This window comes from Streptomyces olivochromogenes (assembly GCF_001514115.1).
Classification (GTDB): Bacteria; Actinomycetota; Actinomycetes; order Streptomycetales; family Streptomycetaceae; genus Streptomyces; species Streptomyces olivochromogenes.
Genome location: NZ_KQ948475.1, coordinates 130,136 through 146,009, shown reverse-complemented (window position 1 = coordinate 146,009; position 15,874 = coordinate 130,136). Strand labels below are relative to the sequence as shown.

8 protein-coding genes are annotated in these 15,874 nt (G+C 69.7%); 4 read left to right on the top strand and 4 right to left on the bottom strand.

All coding sequences use genetic code 11. The features are described 5' to 3' along the window. Positions 1 to 1,107: 1,107 nt before the first annotated feature. Positions 1,108 to 4,122: an FG-GAP-like repeat-containing protein gene (locus AQJ27_RS42895; protein WP_159064545.1), complete on the top strand. Its 3,015-nt coding sequence runs from the start codon at positions 1,108 to 1,110 to the stop codon at positions 4,120 to 4,122. 127 nt (positions 4,123 to 4,249) lie between these two features. Here AQJ27_RS42895 and AQJ27_RS42890 read toward each other — a convergent pair whose 3' ends face one another. Continuing rightward, positions 4,250 to 5,680, bottom strand: coding sequence for a transcriptional regulator (locus AQJ27_RS42890; protein ID WP_079065680.1), 1,431 nt, complete (start codon positions 5,678 to 5,680; stop codon positions 4,250 to 4,252). Between the two features lie 236 nt (positions 5,681 to 5,916). On the opposite strand from AQJ27_RS42890, the gene AQJ27_RS42885 reads away from it, so the two are divergent. Together AQJ27_RS42885 and AQJ27_RS42880 are read left to right on the top strand one after the other, a co-directional pair. Beyond that, positions 5,917 to 6,465 (top strand): DUF4232 domain-containing protein, encoded by a 549-nt coding sequence (locus AQJ27_RS42885; protein WP_067381753.1) that lies wholly within the window; start codon positions 5,917 to 5,919, stop codon positions 6,463 to 6,465. A 269-nt stretch (positions 6,466 to 6,734) separates the two neighbouring features. Next, entirely contained in the window at positions 6,735 to 7,817 is a 1,083-nt protein-coding gene (locus AQJ27_RS42880) for a zinc-dependent alcohol dehydrogenase family protein (RefSeq protein ID WP_067381750.1), read from the top strand. Positions 7,818 to 7,942: 125 nt separating this feature from the next. On the opposite strand, the gene AQJ27_RS42875 is transcribed toward AQJ27_RS42880, so the two are convergent. Beyond that, positions 7,943 to 11,020, bottom strand: coding sequence for an FG-GAP-like repeat-containing protein (locus AQJ27_RS42875; RefSeq protein ID WP_067381748.1), 3,078 nt, complete (start codon positions 11,018 to 11,020; stop codon positions 7,943 to 7,945). Positions 11,021 to 11,151: 131 nt separating this feature from the next. Beyond that, a complete protein-coding gene (locus AQJ27_RS42870; RefSeq protein ID WP_067381746.1) occupies positions 11,152 to 13,461 on the bottom strand; it encodes a YncE family protein in 2,310 nt (769 codons plus the stop codon). A gap of 321 nt (positions 13,462 to 13,782) precedes the next feature. Between AQJ27_RS42870 and AQJ27_RS42865 the strand changes: the two genes are divergently transcribed. Then, a complete protein-coding gene (locus AQJ27_RS42865) occupies positions 13,783 to 14,817 on the top strand; it encodes a polyphosphate kinase 2 family protein (RefSeq protein WP_067381742.1) in 1,035 nt (344 codons plus the stop codon). A gap of 32 nt (positions 14,818 to 14,849) precedes the next feature. Here the strand turns inward: AQJ27_RS42865 and AQJ27_RS42860 are convergent, their stop codons facing one another. Beyond that, positions 14,850 to 15,854: an MASE1 domain-containing protein gene (locus tag AQJ27_RS42860; RefSeq protein WP_067381739.1), complete on the bottom strand. Its 1,005-nt coding sequence runs from the start codon at positions 15,852 to 15,854 to the stop codon at positions 14,850 to 14,852. Positions 15,855 to 15,874 lie beyond the last annotated feature (20 nt).

Sequence of the window (15,874 nt, the reverse complement as noted above, 5' to 3'; positions counted from 1 at the left end):
CAGACCCTTGGGCCGTTCCGACGTCCCAAACTTTAGCGGATTCTCCCGGCCGCTCATAATCGAGGCGATGGAGCTGAATTCACGCATGCAGACATGCCCGAATTGAGTCCCGTTGGGAGGCCGCGCCAGTGGTTTGGTCTGTCGCCCGAGTGGCGGTGCATTCCACTACGGAATCGTATCGGCTCGAGGCAACTTGCTCATATTACAGATCTTCCTGGCGAGCGTCAAGCTTCTATCCCCGCTACGCCGCACGTCGCGCGAAGCGCGGACCCTCGGCAGTCCCGTCGGCATTGGGCAACCTCCAACGATCTGGGGGCTGGGCCGTGGAGCGCGCAGGTCAGGGACTTGCGCGCTCCCTCGTCCGTGAAGCCGGGAAGCATGCGGACGTCCACCATGCCCGCGGGCTCTCGGTCAGGGCCTCGACCCGTCGCGCCAACTGCTCCTCACGGCCGGGCCCGAGCAGGGCGATTCCGGCAGCAGTACGGCAGGGCCATGACCAGCAGGACACTCGTGGCAATGAACGCGATCGAACGTCCGGCTTCTTGGAAGGGCCGCAGGATCACACGCCGCAGGCGGGCGTTGTGTGCATACGGCGACGGTAGGTGTCGAGGTCAGGGGCGGTCTATGGCGTAGGCGTCCGCCTTGAAGGTGCGACTAGTACCACCCCGGAACGGACATCCACGTTACTGACCGTCACGGCCACGCGGTGCAGGCTGGAGGCCGTGAAGAAGAGCCGGGAACGCGAGGAGTCCGATCCGATGAGCGCGCTGATCGCGTATCAGGAGCACGGCGACAAGCTCACGTTTCCGGCGCAAACACGCGTGTCTCTCAGGGCACAGCCGCCGGGAGCACCCCGGGGCACCTGCTGCCTGTGGCGGACGACGGGGCGATCGCCGACTCTGAGCGGGGGTAGCTTCCGCGGCTTGTACGCGCGGGCGGGCCGCGCCGTCCGCACACGGGCCGGCCAACCGACTCGGCAAGGTCATCCGTCTTGAACAAATGCTAATATCCGCCCGCTTGTTCGGGGGGATGGGGCCCTCCGTTGTAGAGGGGGAGCAAGTGACTCGTCATACCTTCAGGCGTGGCTCTCTTGCCACGGTCATCGGGTTGGCGCTCTCTGTGTCAGCCGTGCCGCTGGTGGCGCCCGCGCACGCGGAGACCGCGACGGAAATCACCGTTCCAGCCACCATGGGCACGACTCCGCGCACGGCGTATCTGCAGAGCGCGGGGGCCTCCGGCTTCCTCGAGTACCGCTCCACCCCCGAGGGTTACGGCCTCTGGTGGACCAGCTACGACGGCAGCCGAAAGCCGGTGGACGGCGGCGAGCGACTCGGGCCGGGCACTCCGGGTGTGTACGGCACCGGTTCGGACGTCGTCGCCCTTCGCGCGTCCCAGGGCAGTGGTGGGCAAGTCGTGCTCCGGGACATGGGAACCGGTACGACGGAGACCGTGGCCGTCCCGGCGGACCAGCGCTATCTGCAGACGTACGGGCGCACTGTCCTGACCGGCACGTCGACAGGTGGGGAACGGACTCGGCTGTTCCTGCTGCACAACGAGAACGGCAGCACGGTGCAGAAGCCCGTGACCGGACTCCCGGACGGGGTGGTCTTCCCCTTCTTCCCCGAGGGTTCCGCCTCCGGCATCCTCGTCAACTACTACGGCCCGGACCGGGTCCTCCAGTTCGCCTGGGTGGATGCGGAGACCGGCGCCGCCACGATCTTGCCTTCACCGGTGGCGGGCATGGACGCCGTGGTGGGATCCGACTACCTGGTCAGCTGGTACGGCACGACCCGGGTGCGGGTGTACGCCAAGGGCGCCTACGACGCGCCCACGCACGAGGTTGCGTTCCCCCACACCTCCGAGAACAAGATCCTCGGCGTCGTCGGTGACGCGCTCGTCGTCGCGCGGCGCAGCGGCTCCTCCGTCTGGAGCGTGTCGGCGCTGCCCTTCGACGGCTCCGCGGAGCTGCCCCTGGCCAAGCGGGCGGATCCCGCCGCCGTCGTGACCCCCGACGGCGGCCTGGTCCTCGCCGGCGGAGAGTCCTCTCTGGACTACGGCATCGCCAAGATCGAAGCGGGGGCCGACGGTCTGCCCCGGGCCCGCCGGATCGTGGACCTTCCGGCCGTGCCCATGGGGATCGAGTCGCTCGATCTGAGCGGCGGCGAGCTGACGACCTACGAGTCCGGCGACGGGGCGACGCACCTGTACAGCCGCTCGCTGGCCACGGCGGGGACCCTGACGGCGGGCACGCGCACGGACCGGGGAAAGACCCAGAGGTGTGGATTCATGGTCGGGGACCACGGGAGCTGTCCCGACCTGATGGGTACGGGTGACGGCCGGGCGGTCATCCATAACGCGGCCGGGGAGGTCTCCGTCCTGGACCGGGGTCAGTCCCTTCCCGGCACCGTGTTGGCCTCCGGTCTCCAGGACAACCATGGCCTCGTGGACGTCGAGGGCCGGTATGCGGCCTGGGGTGGGCCCTCGCCCGCGGGAGACGGCCTGATGGTGGCGGATCTGGACACACGGAAGGTCGTGCTCACCCGCACGGGCGCGGCCGGTGCGGTCCCCTCCGCCCTGTGGGGGGAAACGCTGTGGACGGCGGCCCGGGACGGCGTTGTCACGGCCACGGAGGTGCGTTCGGGCAACACGATCACGTCGTTCCGGATGGTCGGCAGCGGCTGCGGTCCGAGCGACCTCCAGGCGGTGGGACGCTGGGTGTACTGGTCCGGCTGGTGCGATCTTCCCCAGGGCAGCGTGCAGAAGACCCTCGTGTACGACACCCGCAGGAAGACGCTCATCGCCGTACCCACCGGCACAGGGACGCGCCTGGGCGACGGCTTCCTGGTCACGCGTGACTCCGCGTCCGGGGCGCTGAACCTCACGGACGTCACGAGCGGCTCCGCGGTGAGCCGGACCCTGGCGGCCAAGGCCGGAAAGTGGGACGTCGATCCGTACACCGGCCTGGTCGGTTACGTGGACCCGGCCTCCCAGGACATCCATGTCCTACGGAGCGGCATCTCCGCCACGGACATCGCGGTCCTGGGAGCGAGGACGGAGCCTTCGGTCGGCCTGGTGGACCCGTCGTCCTCGTGGGACGGCACGTGGTGGCTGTCGAAGCCGGCCGCGTCGTGGACGCTGGTGCTAAGGAACAAGGCGACCGGGGCCACCGTGCGCACCCTGTCCGGTGGCGCCGCGCGCGACGCGGTCCACACGTCCTGGAACGGCAGGACGTCGACGGGCGCGTACGTGCCGAACGGCACGTACAGCTGGACGCTGACGGTGGCTCCGGCTGACCAGCACGGTGCGTCGGCGACGGCGTCCGGCTCGCTGAAGCTGACCGGGGGTGCCGCGGTGAGACGCGACCATGTCGGGTCCGACGGCATCGGTGACCTGCTCACGCTCACCTCCCAGGGTGCGCTCTCCTTCCACCGGGGCGACGGCGCCGGGAAGTTCTCGACGAAGACCTCGGCTTCGGGCTGGCCGGCCTCGATCACGGTGGTGCCGTTCGGAGACCTGAACGGCGACCGCTGCGATGACGTGCTCGTGCGGCTCAGCAGTGGTGCGTTGCGGGCGTACCGCCCGGGGTGCGGCAAAGCCCTGGCGACATCCACGCCGTACACCACGCTGGGAACGTCGGGCTGGAACCAGTACAACGTGCTGACCTCACCGGGCGACATCACCGGTGACGGCCGGGCGGATCTGATCGCCCGCCAGGCGTCCACCGGTGACATCTACCTGTACAAGGCCACGAGCAGCGGAAAGCTCTCGGCACGGGTGAAGATCTTCTCCAAGTGGTCCGGTTACAAGAAGATCGTCGGCGTCGGCGACCTCAACGGTGACGGGTACGGAGACCTGCTGGCGCAGGACACGTCGAACAAGCTGTGGCGGTACGCGGGCACGGCGACCGGCGGCTTCAGGGCGCGGGTCGAGGTGGCCGACAACTGGGGTGCCTCCTACAACGTCGTGGTGGGCGCCGGCGACATCACCGGGGACGGGAGGGCGGACATCGTCTCCCGCGACACCTCCGGCAAGCTGTGGCGCAACAACGGCGACGGCAAGGGTTCCTTCGGTCCCCGCACCCAGATCGCCGCCGGCTGGCAGGGCTACAAGGCGCTGTACTGACCGCCGCTTCGTAGAGCATCCGACTTCTCCGCGTCGGTGGTCTCGGCCGCAGCCGCCTACGTGACGAACCACAGACGGGCGAAGCGCGGAGGGGCTCTCCACGCTTCCTTGCCAAGGACCTTGGAGATCAGTTCTCCGCCACCCTGTACCAGTCGGTGCCGCCGACCGGGTACTCGTAGACGGGACGGCCCTGACTGCCGCTGGTGCGGAACGGAATTCCGTGGTCGTCGATCCGTGTGGTTCCCTGACGGCCGCCGCTGGACCACTGCAGCTCCACGTACCAGTTCACATCGTGGGCACTGGCCTGGGCGGTGATGTACAGCACCTCGGGATCGGACTGGCTGACCTTGTAGGGGAGACCGCGCTGGCCGGCCTTCGGCACGATGGTGGGGTGACCGGCGTCGAGGTCCGTGTCGAACGACCTCGTCTCCACGCCTCCGCCGCAGCCCGACGACCCCAGGTATGCGTTCCAGGCCGGGGGCGTGCTCGAGTTGACCACGCGGACGTGCATGGACTCGATGACGACGGTTTCGTCCCCGGTGCCCTGGACGGTCAGCGCCACTCGCTGCCTGTCAGCGGCGATGGCGCCGTGCGCCTTCACCCAGCCCGGCACGTCCTGCCCCATCACCGGCGGCGAGACTTCGCCGGGAGGCCGGTTGATCAGGTACTTCCCCTCGCACTGCGGGTCGTCCCAGGCATAGGTGCGGGTGCTCACCGTGAGCGGGACCTCATCGCTGTCCTGGGCGCGGCCCGTGTCGGTGCTGCGTATCGACGGCTTGGCGTCGGGTGCTCCGGGGGTTGGGGCTGGGGAGCGGCTCGGACGCGCGGAGGGGGACGTGGACGCCGACGGGTGCCGCGTGGGGGCGGCGGAGGCCGGCTGTCCGGAGGAGGTCACGGTGTCGGCCGGCCGGCCGTTCTCCGCCAGGTCCGTCCCCCCGCCCTTCAGGTCGAACGTGAGCGCGGTGGACACGGCGACCACGACGGCGGTGCTCGCCACGATCAGGGCCCACCGCCTGCGGGCGGTCCGGATGAGGACCGGCGTGCGGCGAGGGAGGGAACCCGCCTCCGGCGACGGTTCGGCGACGGACCCGGGAGGGTCCCCCGGCTCGCTCATGGATGTGGGCGCGGTTGCGGACGCGGTCGGCTGCGCGGGGACGGGCGGGCGCGGAACGTCTGACACGGCCTCCGGCCGGGGTGGGTCCGTGCGTCCCTGCGCGGAGCGTGGCTCCTGGCCTGAGCCGGACGTGGACGCTCCGGCCCGGTCCGCGGAGTCCGGTTCCGAATCCACTGCGGCCCGCCGGGCGCGTTCCCGCGCCGCGTCCGCCAGGACCCAGCGCCGGTGCAGCTCGACCCGTTCCTCGGGAGTCGCCTTGCACACCCGGGCGAAGCGGGAGACGGCCGCGTGGTCGGCCGGCACTCCTTCCCCCTTGCAGTACCGGTGCAGCGTCGTGGTGCTCATGTGCGCCCGTTTCGCCAGAGCCTCGTAACTCAGCCCGGATCGCTGCTTCAACTCGCGCAGCAGCGCCGCAAAATCAGCAATCTCCTCAGCCGCCCCCACCAGTCCTCCATTCCGTTCTGCTTCCCAGAAAGGTCACGTTTCCCCAGCTCAGAGCCGGTTTGCGCATCCCAGCGTCCCGAAACTCCCGATGGAACGGCGCGTGGGACGGCGCATGGCACAGGCTTGGGCCATCCAAGCACGGCGCCTCGCCGGACACGGTGATCGGCCCTGCTCAACTCCGCTTTCGTGGCCCGCACTTCCGGCGCGCCCAGATGTTCAGAGAAAGCAGTCCACTCATGCGTATCGCCACTCGTTTCGCCTCCCGCACGGCCGCCTCCTCCATGGTCGTCGCCGCCGCCCTCGCGCTCGTCGGATTCCAGGCCGCCGGGCAGACCGCCTCCGCCGCCACCACGAAGGCGTCCTCGGTCGTCACCTGCACGACGGCGAACACCAAGCTGACCGTCACCGAGGTGTCCCGCCCGATCAACCACCTGCTGCTCAAGGCCACGAACACCGGCAGCAAGCCCTGCTACGCCTACATCGCCCCCTTCCTGAGGGCCGGCGCCGACGCCCAGGCCCCGCTGTCGTGGGCCGAGGAGACCACTCCGCAGGCCGTGGTGACGCTCAAGCCCGGCCAGTCCGCGTACGCGGGCATCACGACGTACTCCCCCGACGGCGAAGGCGGCGCCAAGGAGAAGACCCTGGGCGTGTTCTTCACCGACAGGAAGGGCAGCGCGACCGCCAAGGAGAAGACCCTGAAGCTGCCGAACGGCGGTGTCTTCTTCAACAGCGCTGCCACCGTCACCTACTGGCAGGACAACGCGGCGGACGCCCTCTCCTGGTAGCCGACCCGGCGTCCCACGACACAGCCGCCGTCCGGCCGCACCGGGCCTCCCTCCTTCACCCGGGGGGGGGGCGCGGTGCCGTCGGAGGCTGGATTGCAGAGCCTGTCGGTGGCGCTTAGCGTGATGTCCGGGACTCCAGGGGCTCTCGGGTGCGGTGCGTGCGGCGGACTCAGCGGGGCGAGGATGCCGCCGCCGGCGTTGTGCCTGTCCAGAACGCCCGCCGAGTTCGTCGGGCGCTGAGAGACGGAAGGTCACTCATGCCACATTCCATGCGCGCGCTCGTAGCCGGGAAGGTTGGCGAGCCGGCCGATGTCCTGCGGCTGGAGTCCCGTCCTGTTCCCACGCCAGAAGCCGGTCAGGCGTTGATCCGCGTGAAGGCGACTCCGATTCACGCCAGTGATCTGCACGTGCTGCGTGGCCGCTACGGTTTCTCCCCCGAGTTCCCCACTGTCGGGGGTCACATGGAGTGCGTGGGCCGTATTGAGGCCCTGGGCCCGGATACCGAGGGACTGCAGATCGGCGAGCGCGTGGTGGCCGTTGCTGTCCCGGCGATACCGGGGCCGCAGGTGGCCGGCACTTGGCAGGAATACCTTGTTGCCGATACACGAAGGCTCCTGCCGGTCTCCGAGCATCTGAGCGACTCCAGCGCCTGCCAGCTCGCCGTCAACCCGTTGACCGCGCTGCTCCTGGTGACTCGCGAACTCGACGTACGGCCGGGTGAATGGTTGTTGCAGACGGCCGCGGGCTCCACCGTCGGCCGGCTGGTCATGCAGCTGGCCAGGCATCTGGGTGTGCGCACGATCAATGTCGTGCGGCGGCGCGATGCCGTCGAGGAGATCAAGGCGCTCGGTGGTGACGAGGTCATTTGCACCGAGGACGAGGACCTGTTGCGGCGTGTGGCCGAGATCGCGGGAACGGCCGGCGTGCGCAAGGCCGTCGACTGTGTCGCGGGCGAGGTGGGTGCCCAGGTGTCCCAGGCATTGGCTCCGGGGGGAGAGGTCGTGGTCTACGGCGCGCTCTCCACCCATCGGCAGACCGACCCGGCAGCGCTGACGATCCCGCTGTCGGCACGCTCGGTCATCTACGAGACCAAAGCCGTCCGTGGCTTCTGGCTGAACCGCTGGTTCGGCACTGCCTCACCTGCGGAAGCGCTGCGCGCGCTGTCCGAGGTTCGCGGTCTCGTCGCTGATGAAGTGCTGAGCATCCCCCAGGGCGAGCCGTTCCCGCTCGAACGCTTCACCGAAGCCATCTCGTTCGCCGAAGCACCCGCCCATGGCGCCAAACCGCTCTTCGTCTTCGAGGACGGCCGCGACGAAGACGACAGCGACGGCGCTCGGGCCGAGAGACCATAGGCCCGAGCGCCTTCTGAGGGCGCGGCACGGTCGGGCGGAGCCGGCGCGTGCGACCGCGACGGCACCCGCACGACGAATACGCCCAGGTCACAGACAGCCCCACAAGCGCCGTCGCAGGCCGGACGTCAGAACACACCCTTGTACGCCTGCCACCCCGAGGCGATCTTCGTGCGGGGCCCGAACGACCCTGAGCCGTTCCCGCTGTTACGCCACAGGTTGCCCGAGGTGTCGCGGGAGACGATGTCCGCCCTGCCGTCGCCGGTGATGTCGCCGACGCCCACGACGACGTTGTACGACGAGCCCCAGCCTGAAGCCACCTTCACGCGGGACTTGAGGCCGCCGGAGCCGTTGCCGTCGTAGCGCCAGAGAGTGTTGGAGCGGTCCTGAGCCAGGAGGTCACCGCGGCCGTCGCCGTTGAGGTCCCCGACACCCACGATCTTCTTGTAGCCCGACCAGTTCGCCGCGATCCGGACCCGTGCCGACAGTTTCCCCGCGCTCGTGCCCTTGTACAGGAACAACTCTCCCGTCGACGCCTTGCGCGCGATCAGATCGGGACGTCCGTCACCCGTGATGTCCCCGGGCGAGGTCAGCACGTCGTACTGGTTCCAGCCGGTGCCCAGCGAGGTGTGCGGGGTGCTCGTGAGGAAGGCCTGCCCGCGCATGGTCCGGTACACCCGCAGTTCGCCGCTGCTGAACCGGACGAGGATGTCGTTGCGGCGGTCGGCGTTGACGTCGCCGAACGGGACGAGTGTCACGGAGGAGGGCCAGCCCGAGGCCGACATGCTCTTGCCGAAGGTGCCCGTCCCGTTGCCCGGCCGGTAGCTGATGACACCGGACGAGGTGAGCGTCAGGGCGTCGCCGGTCCCGTCCGGCGCCCACGTACCGCTGTTGGTGAAGTCGTGGCGTACGGCGGCTCCGTCGGACACCTTCACCGTCTGCGACACCGTCAGCGCCGGTCCTGAACCGTCGGCGGGCGGAGCCGTCAGCTCGAAGGTGTACGTGCCGTTGGGGACGAGTACGCCCTTGCTGTCGCGCGTGTCCCAGCGTGTGGTCAGGGTGCCGTCGACCTCTCCGCCGGAGAGCGTGCGGACCACCGCGCCGGTGGCCTTGCTGGTGAGCGTGGCCTTCCAGGAGGCGGCGGGCTTGGAGAGCAGTCCGCGCCACTGCCACCACGGGGTGGCGGCCGCGCTGCTCTCCCCCGCGTTGTCGGTCACCTGGGACTCGATGACGGAGAGGGGCTGGGTGGCGGTCTCGCTGGGTACCAGGTGGATCCGGTTGTCCGCGTCGACGTAGGCCGCGGGGCCGCCGAACTTGTCCACGGTCCAGGTCACCCCGCGCAGGCTGGAGCTGCCCACCGCCAGGTCGCCGATCTTGCGGGTGGTCGCGGTGCCGCCGGTGAAGGCGGTGAGGAGAAGCGCTCCGGCCGAGGTGTCGTGCCGGACGAGGTAGCCGTCGCCGAGCAGCGCCTGGCCGGACGGGACGGGGATGTTCTTCTTGGCCGTACGGTCCCAGACACCCGCCGTCGCGGTCGGGCCGCAGGACCAGTAGATCCAACGGCCCACCGCCTGGAGCTCCTTGGGGACGCACGGGGCGCCGGTGCTGACGGTGGCGGTGGTCTTGCCGGTCTTCAGGTCCTTGGCGGTGACGACACCGGTGCCGGAACCCGGCGTCCACAGGCTGGTCCCCCAGACGGAGGCGGCCGTGACGGAGCGGGTGAGGATGGGCCGCAGGTCGGTGTAGGCGCCCAGGTCACCGACGTACTGTTTGGCAGGGGAGGAACCGTTGACGATCGCGTAGCGGCCGGTGACATCGACGAGGGTGCCGGCGGCCGAGGGCAGGAAGAAGCCCGCCTGGTCGTCGAGGGACTGGACGTACGACCCGACAGTGGGGTCGGGCTCGGCGGTGAACGTCACGACTTGTCCGTCGCCGGTGGCGTAGGGGCCCGCCCCGCGGACATCCCAGGTCTGCCAGGTCGGTGCGCCCGGCGTTCCGTCGGCGGCGATCCGCCGGGTGTAGTAGGCGCCCAGGAAGGTGCTGTCGGCCTCGTCGGTGGCCAGGGTGCCGTTCTGCAGAGACAGTCGGCTGATCTTCGCGGCCGCCGGCGGTACGGCGGTCAGTTCCGTCAGCGTCGGGGTGTCCGCCCCCGTGTCGGTGACCCTGCGTACCGCCCAGTGCCCGGTGTCGGTGCCGCCGACGGCCAGCAGACTGCCGTCCGGTGCCGTGACGAGGGAACTGTTCGCGTGCCGCAGCAGGGTGAACGGGTCACCGCCCGTGAGGGGGACGGCCATGAGCCGCTCGCCGGGCCTGTCGGCCAGGTCGTTCGGGTCCGACGGCACGGAACGGGCCACCACCAGCCAGCGCCCGGCGATGCCCACGGACGGGGTGCCCTCCGTGCCGGGCAGCGTCACCGTCGTCTCGGCGGCGGAGAGGTCGGCACGGTCCAGGACGTGCGCCACCCTGAGGTCGGACCACCAGACCAGCCGGTCCGCACTCAGCGCGACGCCCTTCGGAGCGACGGGGACGACCACATCGCCGGTGACTCTCGCGGTGGCCAGGTCCACCAGCGCCAGGTGTCGCTCGCCGTTTCCCAGCGCGTAGCTGATGACGGTGGTGCCGCTGTCGCCGCCCAGCACGCTGAAGTTGGCCGTGATTCCGGTCGGCCATCCGGCGACGAGGGTGCCCTCGGCTGGCGCGCCGTCGCCGTACAGCCACAGCACGCGGTTGCCGTCGGTGTCCCGGGCCTGGGTCAGCACATGGGTGCCGAAGGTGGCCGCGTATGCGCCGTGGGTGAGGGCGACGTCCGTGGTGGTGCCGGAGGACAGGTCTCTGAGGACGACCTTCTGGGTGGGCGAGACGACATCGGCCACGACGTCGGACGACGATCCCAGGTACGCGGGGATTTCGAGCCGGGCCAGGTCTCCCAGTTCGGTCGTCGCACCGGTGTCGTACGACGTCCACAGGTAGCCGGAACGCCCCTCCTGGGCATGCAGATAGCCACTGGGGCCGGCACTGTAGATCCGGTCCCTGCGCGGTATGTAGCGGTCCGCCTGGAAGACCTTCTCCGCGGCGAGGGCGGTGCCCCCGGCACCGTTGTCCGCGTCGGCCGTGACGGCGAGCGGGCCGGGACCGGCGGTCACGGCGAGGACTGCCAACGCGGCGACGACGCCACGGGCGGTGGCACGGACGGTGGTACGACGAGCCATCGTCGCCTCCTGGGCCTGTGGACAGAAAAAGGCGTGACGGGACGGCAAGGCGGAGAGGGGGTGGGTGCGGAGCCGTTCGGTGTCTGCCGTGATCAGTTCGTGGGTGTGGGACGGGTTCGAGGGGCTGGGCCTCATGAGGGGCTGCCAGGGCGGACTGTGAGGTAGGTCCACTGGCTCCATGCGCCGGTGGTCTGTGCGTCCTTGGCCGGTGGGGTGTAGTGGCCGCGGATCCGGTAGTGGTCGTTGCTCGCGAAGAGCTTCAGGGCCCGGGTGTAGCCGTACCACCCGTCGCCGTACAAGGGCACGCAACTCTCTGAGGTCGCCTGGTGCCAGGCCCCCGAGTAGTAGTGCTCGAGGTACACCGTCGTGCAGCCGCCGGACTGACGGGGAGTGACCTGGAAGTCGAAGCCCATATTGACTTCGGACTTGTAGAAGACCTGGTAGGTGGTGGATCCGACGCGGGTGGTCGCAAGCGGGTACTGCACCGCCGTCCGGACCGTCGGCGTGAGGGTCGCGGTGGTGGTCGCCGTGCGCGGCGCGTAGCGGTAGTCACCCGCGAAGGCCGCGCTGAAGGCGGTGTTGCGGGTGACCTTGAGGTACGCGACGAGGTTCCCGTGCGCGTCGACCTTGCCGCTCTTGAGCCGCGCCCGCGGCTTGCCCGCAGGCTGGTCGTACAGCGTCACGAGACGGGAGTTGTACGTGGTCCCCAGGTGCGCGGTGACCTTGACGGTCGCGCCGGAGTGGTACGACTTCGCGTCGGTCGTCACACTCAGGCTCGGAGTGGCCCGGGACACCTGCACCTTCGCCGACGCCGTGACCGGCAGGTAGGACGTGCCGCCGTCGTAGGTGAAGGCGTAGGTGTTCGCACCGCCGACCTGCGGGGTGTCGTGGAAGGCGAAGCTGCCGTCGGCGGCGAGGGGCACGGTGCCCACCGAGTAGCCCGAGGGGTGTGCCAGGTCCGTCTTGACGACGTGGACCGCGCCGGTCCTCACGTGCGCGTGCGGCCAGGTCAGACGCCCGGTGACGGTCATCGGCGCGGCTCGGCCGGCGGTGGACGCGGCGATCGGCGTCATGGTGGGCGCGTACTTCGCGACGGGCATGTCGAAGGTCTGGGCGGCCGGGCCGTAGTGGCCGCTTCCGGAGTAGTCGACGTGGAAGCTCAGCGGTCCGGTGAGGGGAGCGGTGCCGGAGACGTAGTAGGAGCCGAAGAAGTCGGCCGGCGTGCGTCCCGGGGTGGTCGTCGGGTCCGGGACGAGCACGCCGTCCGGATCGGCGGCGTCGTAGCGGGTGATCCGTACGGCGCCCGGAATCATGGATTCTCCGGCGCCGAGGCTGAGGGGCGAATCGAAGCTCGCCCGGAACGAATAGGCCTCACCGGGGGCGAGCGGAGTGGTGGTCGCCCGTCCGTTGAGATGGACCCACGCGGTTTCCGGGTTACGAACTATCTGGAGCGTCGGCGTTCCCCCAGAGGCGTCCACGCCCGCGGCGTAGAGTCGGCTCCCGTCCGGTGCCCAGGCAAGACCGTGTGCGGCCAGGCGCAGCGGATAGTCGTACTCGTACTGGTGGTAGTAGCCCTCGCCCGTTTCCGGAAATGCCTCGAACCCGTAGTTGCAGCCGCAGCTGGCTACGGTGCCGTCCGGGGCTACGGCGACAGCCTTGGCGGCCACCGGCGTGGCGAACTGCCCGTCCACCGCCAGATCCGAGGTGCGGTACCGCTGGTCACTCGCGTGCAACCAGGACGAGACCGCCAGGTGCAGCCCGTCCGCCGTGACCGCGAAGTCGCTCAGGTCGGGGACGGGCAGCGCCTTCGCGGCCTGCCGGGTCAGCGCACCGCCCTCGGCCTGGTACGTGACGAAGGCGGAGGTGTCGCCCGTCTGCACGGCGGCCGCGAGTACGCCGGAGGGTGTCGGGGTCGTCGCCAGCGTCGGCGATGCCGCCCAAGTGCCGGAATCCTGCCGCAAAGTGACCGCACCGGACCCGTCGAGGGACCCGATGCCGCCGGCGCCTGCCGTGACGTACCCGAACCAGAGAGTGCCCCCAGCGACGGCCAGCGAGTCCGGACGGGTGCCCTCGCCCGTGCCGTAACGAGCCGACTCGGTCAGGTTCTCCGTACTGATCGCCGCGATCGCGTCCTGGTCCGGGAGAGCCGCGTACAGCGCGGATCCGTCGCCGGAGAGGGCGAGACCGGTGGCGCCCGGCTCACCACTGATCGTCGTCGGGTTCCCGCCGTCCAGGTCGGTGACGAGAATGCCGTCGGTGCCGGGGCCGCCACTGATGAACAGGTGGCCGTGCGGAGCGTCCACGACCATGTGCGCGAAGTGCGCGATCGGCAACGGTACGTCCGACGCCGCGTACGAGTCGACCGCGCCGGGACCGATGACGGTCGTCAGTCCCAGGAGCAGCGCAGCGGCGGTCGGCGGCGCGAATCGCACCAGTTTCATGAAAGGCCCCCACATAACCTTCACGATCAAGGAGCGCAACCTAGCACGGGGAAGGCCGCGCCCCGGCAGGGGGCGGAGGCCGGGGGCCGGACCGCGGCGCAAGCGCCGTCGCTTCCCAAGTCTCACCCGCGGCGGGTGAAACCGGAACCGGGCGCACGATGTGCACCCGGCCTCAGAGGGCGATCTTGTCGGGGCGAGCAGACAATGAGCGCGAGGGAATCCGGAACGTGGTGCCCGCGAGGGAATCCGGAACATGGTGGCGCGGCTGAGGGCCGCCTGCCCCTCGGTCGAACGCCGGTCCCGGAAAAGGACTGATAGGTGATGTCGGACGAGAGAACCGAACGCATCGCGGAATTCATCGGGCCACTGATCGGGCCGCTCCGGGTGGAACCTGGGTCGAAGGTGCGCCTGGACCGGGACTTCGACCCTCGCTACAGGGCCGGTCTGAAGAAGCGGGACGGGATCGAGCTGCTGCGGACCGGGGTGTCGGTGCTGGCCGAGTACCAGGAGCGGCTGGCCGCCCAGGACACGTACGGCGTACTGCTCTGTCTCCAGGCCCTCGACGCCGGAGGCAAGGACGGGACGATCCGCCACGTGATGAGCGGCGTCAATCCCCAGGGTGTACGGGTCAGCAGCTTCAAGGTGCCCTCCACCGAGGAACTCGACCACGACTACCTGTGGCGTTACGCCCAGCGGCTGCCGACGCGCGGCGAGATCGCCATCTTCAACCGCTCGCACTACGAGGAGGTTCTCGTCGTACGAGTCCACCCCGAGAACCTGGTCCGGCAGAGGCTGCCGGGCGACACCCTCGGGCCGGACGTATGGGACCGGCGCTACCGGGAGATCAACCGATGGGAGCGCTACCTCACGGACAACGGGTTCAAGGTGGTGAAGATCTTCCTGAACCTGTCCAAGGAGGAGCAGCGCACCCGCTTCCTGAAGCGGATCGACCTGCCGGAGAGGAACTGGAAGTTCTCCGCGGCCGACATCCGGGAGCGGCGCCGGTGGGACGACTACCAGGACGCATTCTCCGAAATGCTGTCGGCCACGAGTACGAAGTGGGCGCCGTGGTACGTCGTGCCGGCGGACCGGAAGTGGTTCGCGCGGATCTGCGCGGCGGCGGTCCTCGCACACGCTCTGATGGACATCGATCCTCAGTACCCCGAGGTGGGGGAAGAGACACGGAAGGAACTGCTCGTCATCAAACGGGATTTGGAGCAGGAAGCCCCCGCCGGGGCCCCGGCCGATCCGTACGCCTCCCGGCACCCTTCGGCCGCTCAAGCCACCGACCGGCCGACGAAGAAGAAGCCGGAGAAGCCGGAGAAGAAGGCGAAGGCGAAGGAGCAGCACGGCTAGGGGCGGCCGCGCGGCTCCTGACCGCGCGCCTGCTACTTCTGGTGATCCGACCCCTCCGAGCGGGGAGACGGGCACTGATCGAACGTCTCGTCCGGCGCGAGCCGGGACAGCGCCTCCCTCAGGCGCCCGCAGGCCTCCTCGATCTCCCGGAGGGTGCGGTTCTGCTCGCTGATGACCGCCGAGAGCAGCAGTGCCGTCAGTGACACGGTGCCGTTGAAGGCCTGCAGGATGACCATCTTGGCCAGGAGGTCGTGACTGGCGAACGGACCCGCCCCGGCGGCGCCCGCGTCGATCGCGATCACGGAAGCGATCAGCGCACAGGGCGCGGCGCCGACCAGCTGGAAGCGGAAGGCGGCCCAGATCAGGAAGGGGACGACGAGGAAGAGAAGGGCGACCGAGCTGTGCGTGGCCAGCACGCTGACCGCGACCGTGCCGCCGAGCAGGGCGATCGCCTCGACCCAGCGCAGGACAGGTGCGCCGCGTGGCCATCGGACGGTGCGCGCGGCCAGCAGCAACGGCGCGATGACCAGGACCCCCATCGCGTCGCCCGTCCACCACACCGACCAGGTCGGCCAGAAGTCATGGACCGGCAGCGCGCCGGAGGCCACCAGGGCTCCCGTACCGACCGTCGCGCTGATCACCATCCCGCTCAGGGCCCCGAGGAAGACCAGCGCGAGAGCGTCCTGCAGCCGGTCGAGTGCGATACGGAATCCCACACGCCGCAGGAGGAGGTAGGCGCAGACCGGGGCGAGCGTGTTGCCGACCGCGATGGCGAGCACGGGGAGGATCGACGGCCCGAGCATCACGTTCACCAGGAACGCTCCCAGAGCGACTCCTGGCCACAGGCGAAGGCCCCAGAGCATCAGGACGACGACGGCGACGCCGGTGGGCGGCCAGAGCGGCGTGACCTGCCCTCGTACCAGTTGCTGTTCCAGCCCGATCTCGGCACTGCCGTAGTAAGCGGCCGCGACGGCAGCAAACTGCAGGCCCTTGACGGTGTACCGCCGGAGCCGATCACCGCGCGCCGCGTTGCTCATAATCGCCCACCACAGCGATC

Coding starts and splice junctions, on each gene's coding strand:
- AQJ27_RS42865 (WP_067381742.1), top strand. CDS start 13,783: ATGTCGGACGAGAGAACCGAACGCATCGCGGAATTCATCGGGCCACTG.
- AQJ27_RS42880 (WP_067381750.1), top strand. CDS start 6,735: ATGCGCGCGCTCGTAGCCGGGAAGGTTGGCGAGCCGGCCGATGTCCTG.
- AQJ27_RS42870 (WP_067381746.1), bottom strand. CDS start 13,461: ATGAAACTGGTGCGATTCGCGCCGCCGACCGCCGCTGCGCTGCTCCTG.
- AQJ27_RS42875 (WP_067381748.1), bottom strand. CDS start 11,020: ATGGCTCGTCGTACCACCGTCCGTGCCACCGCCCGTGGCGTCGTCGCC.
- AQJ27_RS42885 (WP_067381753.1), top strand. CDS start 5,917: ATGCGTATCGCCACTCGTTTCGCCTCCCGCACGGCCGCCTCCTCCATG.
- AQJ27_RS42860 (WP_067381739.1), bottom strand. CDS start 15,854: ATGAGCAACGCGGCGCGCGGTGATCGGCTCCGGCGGTACACCGTCAAG.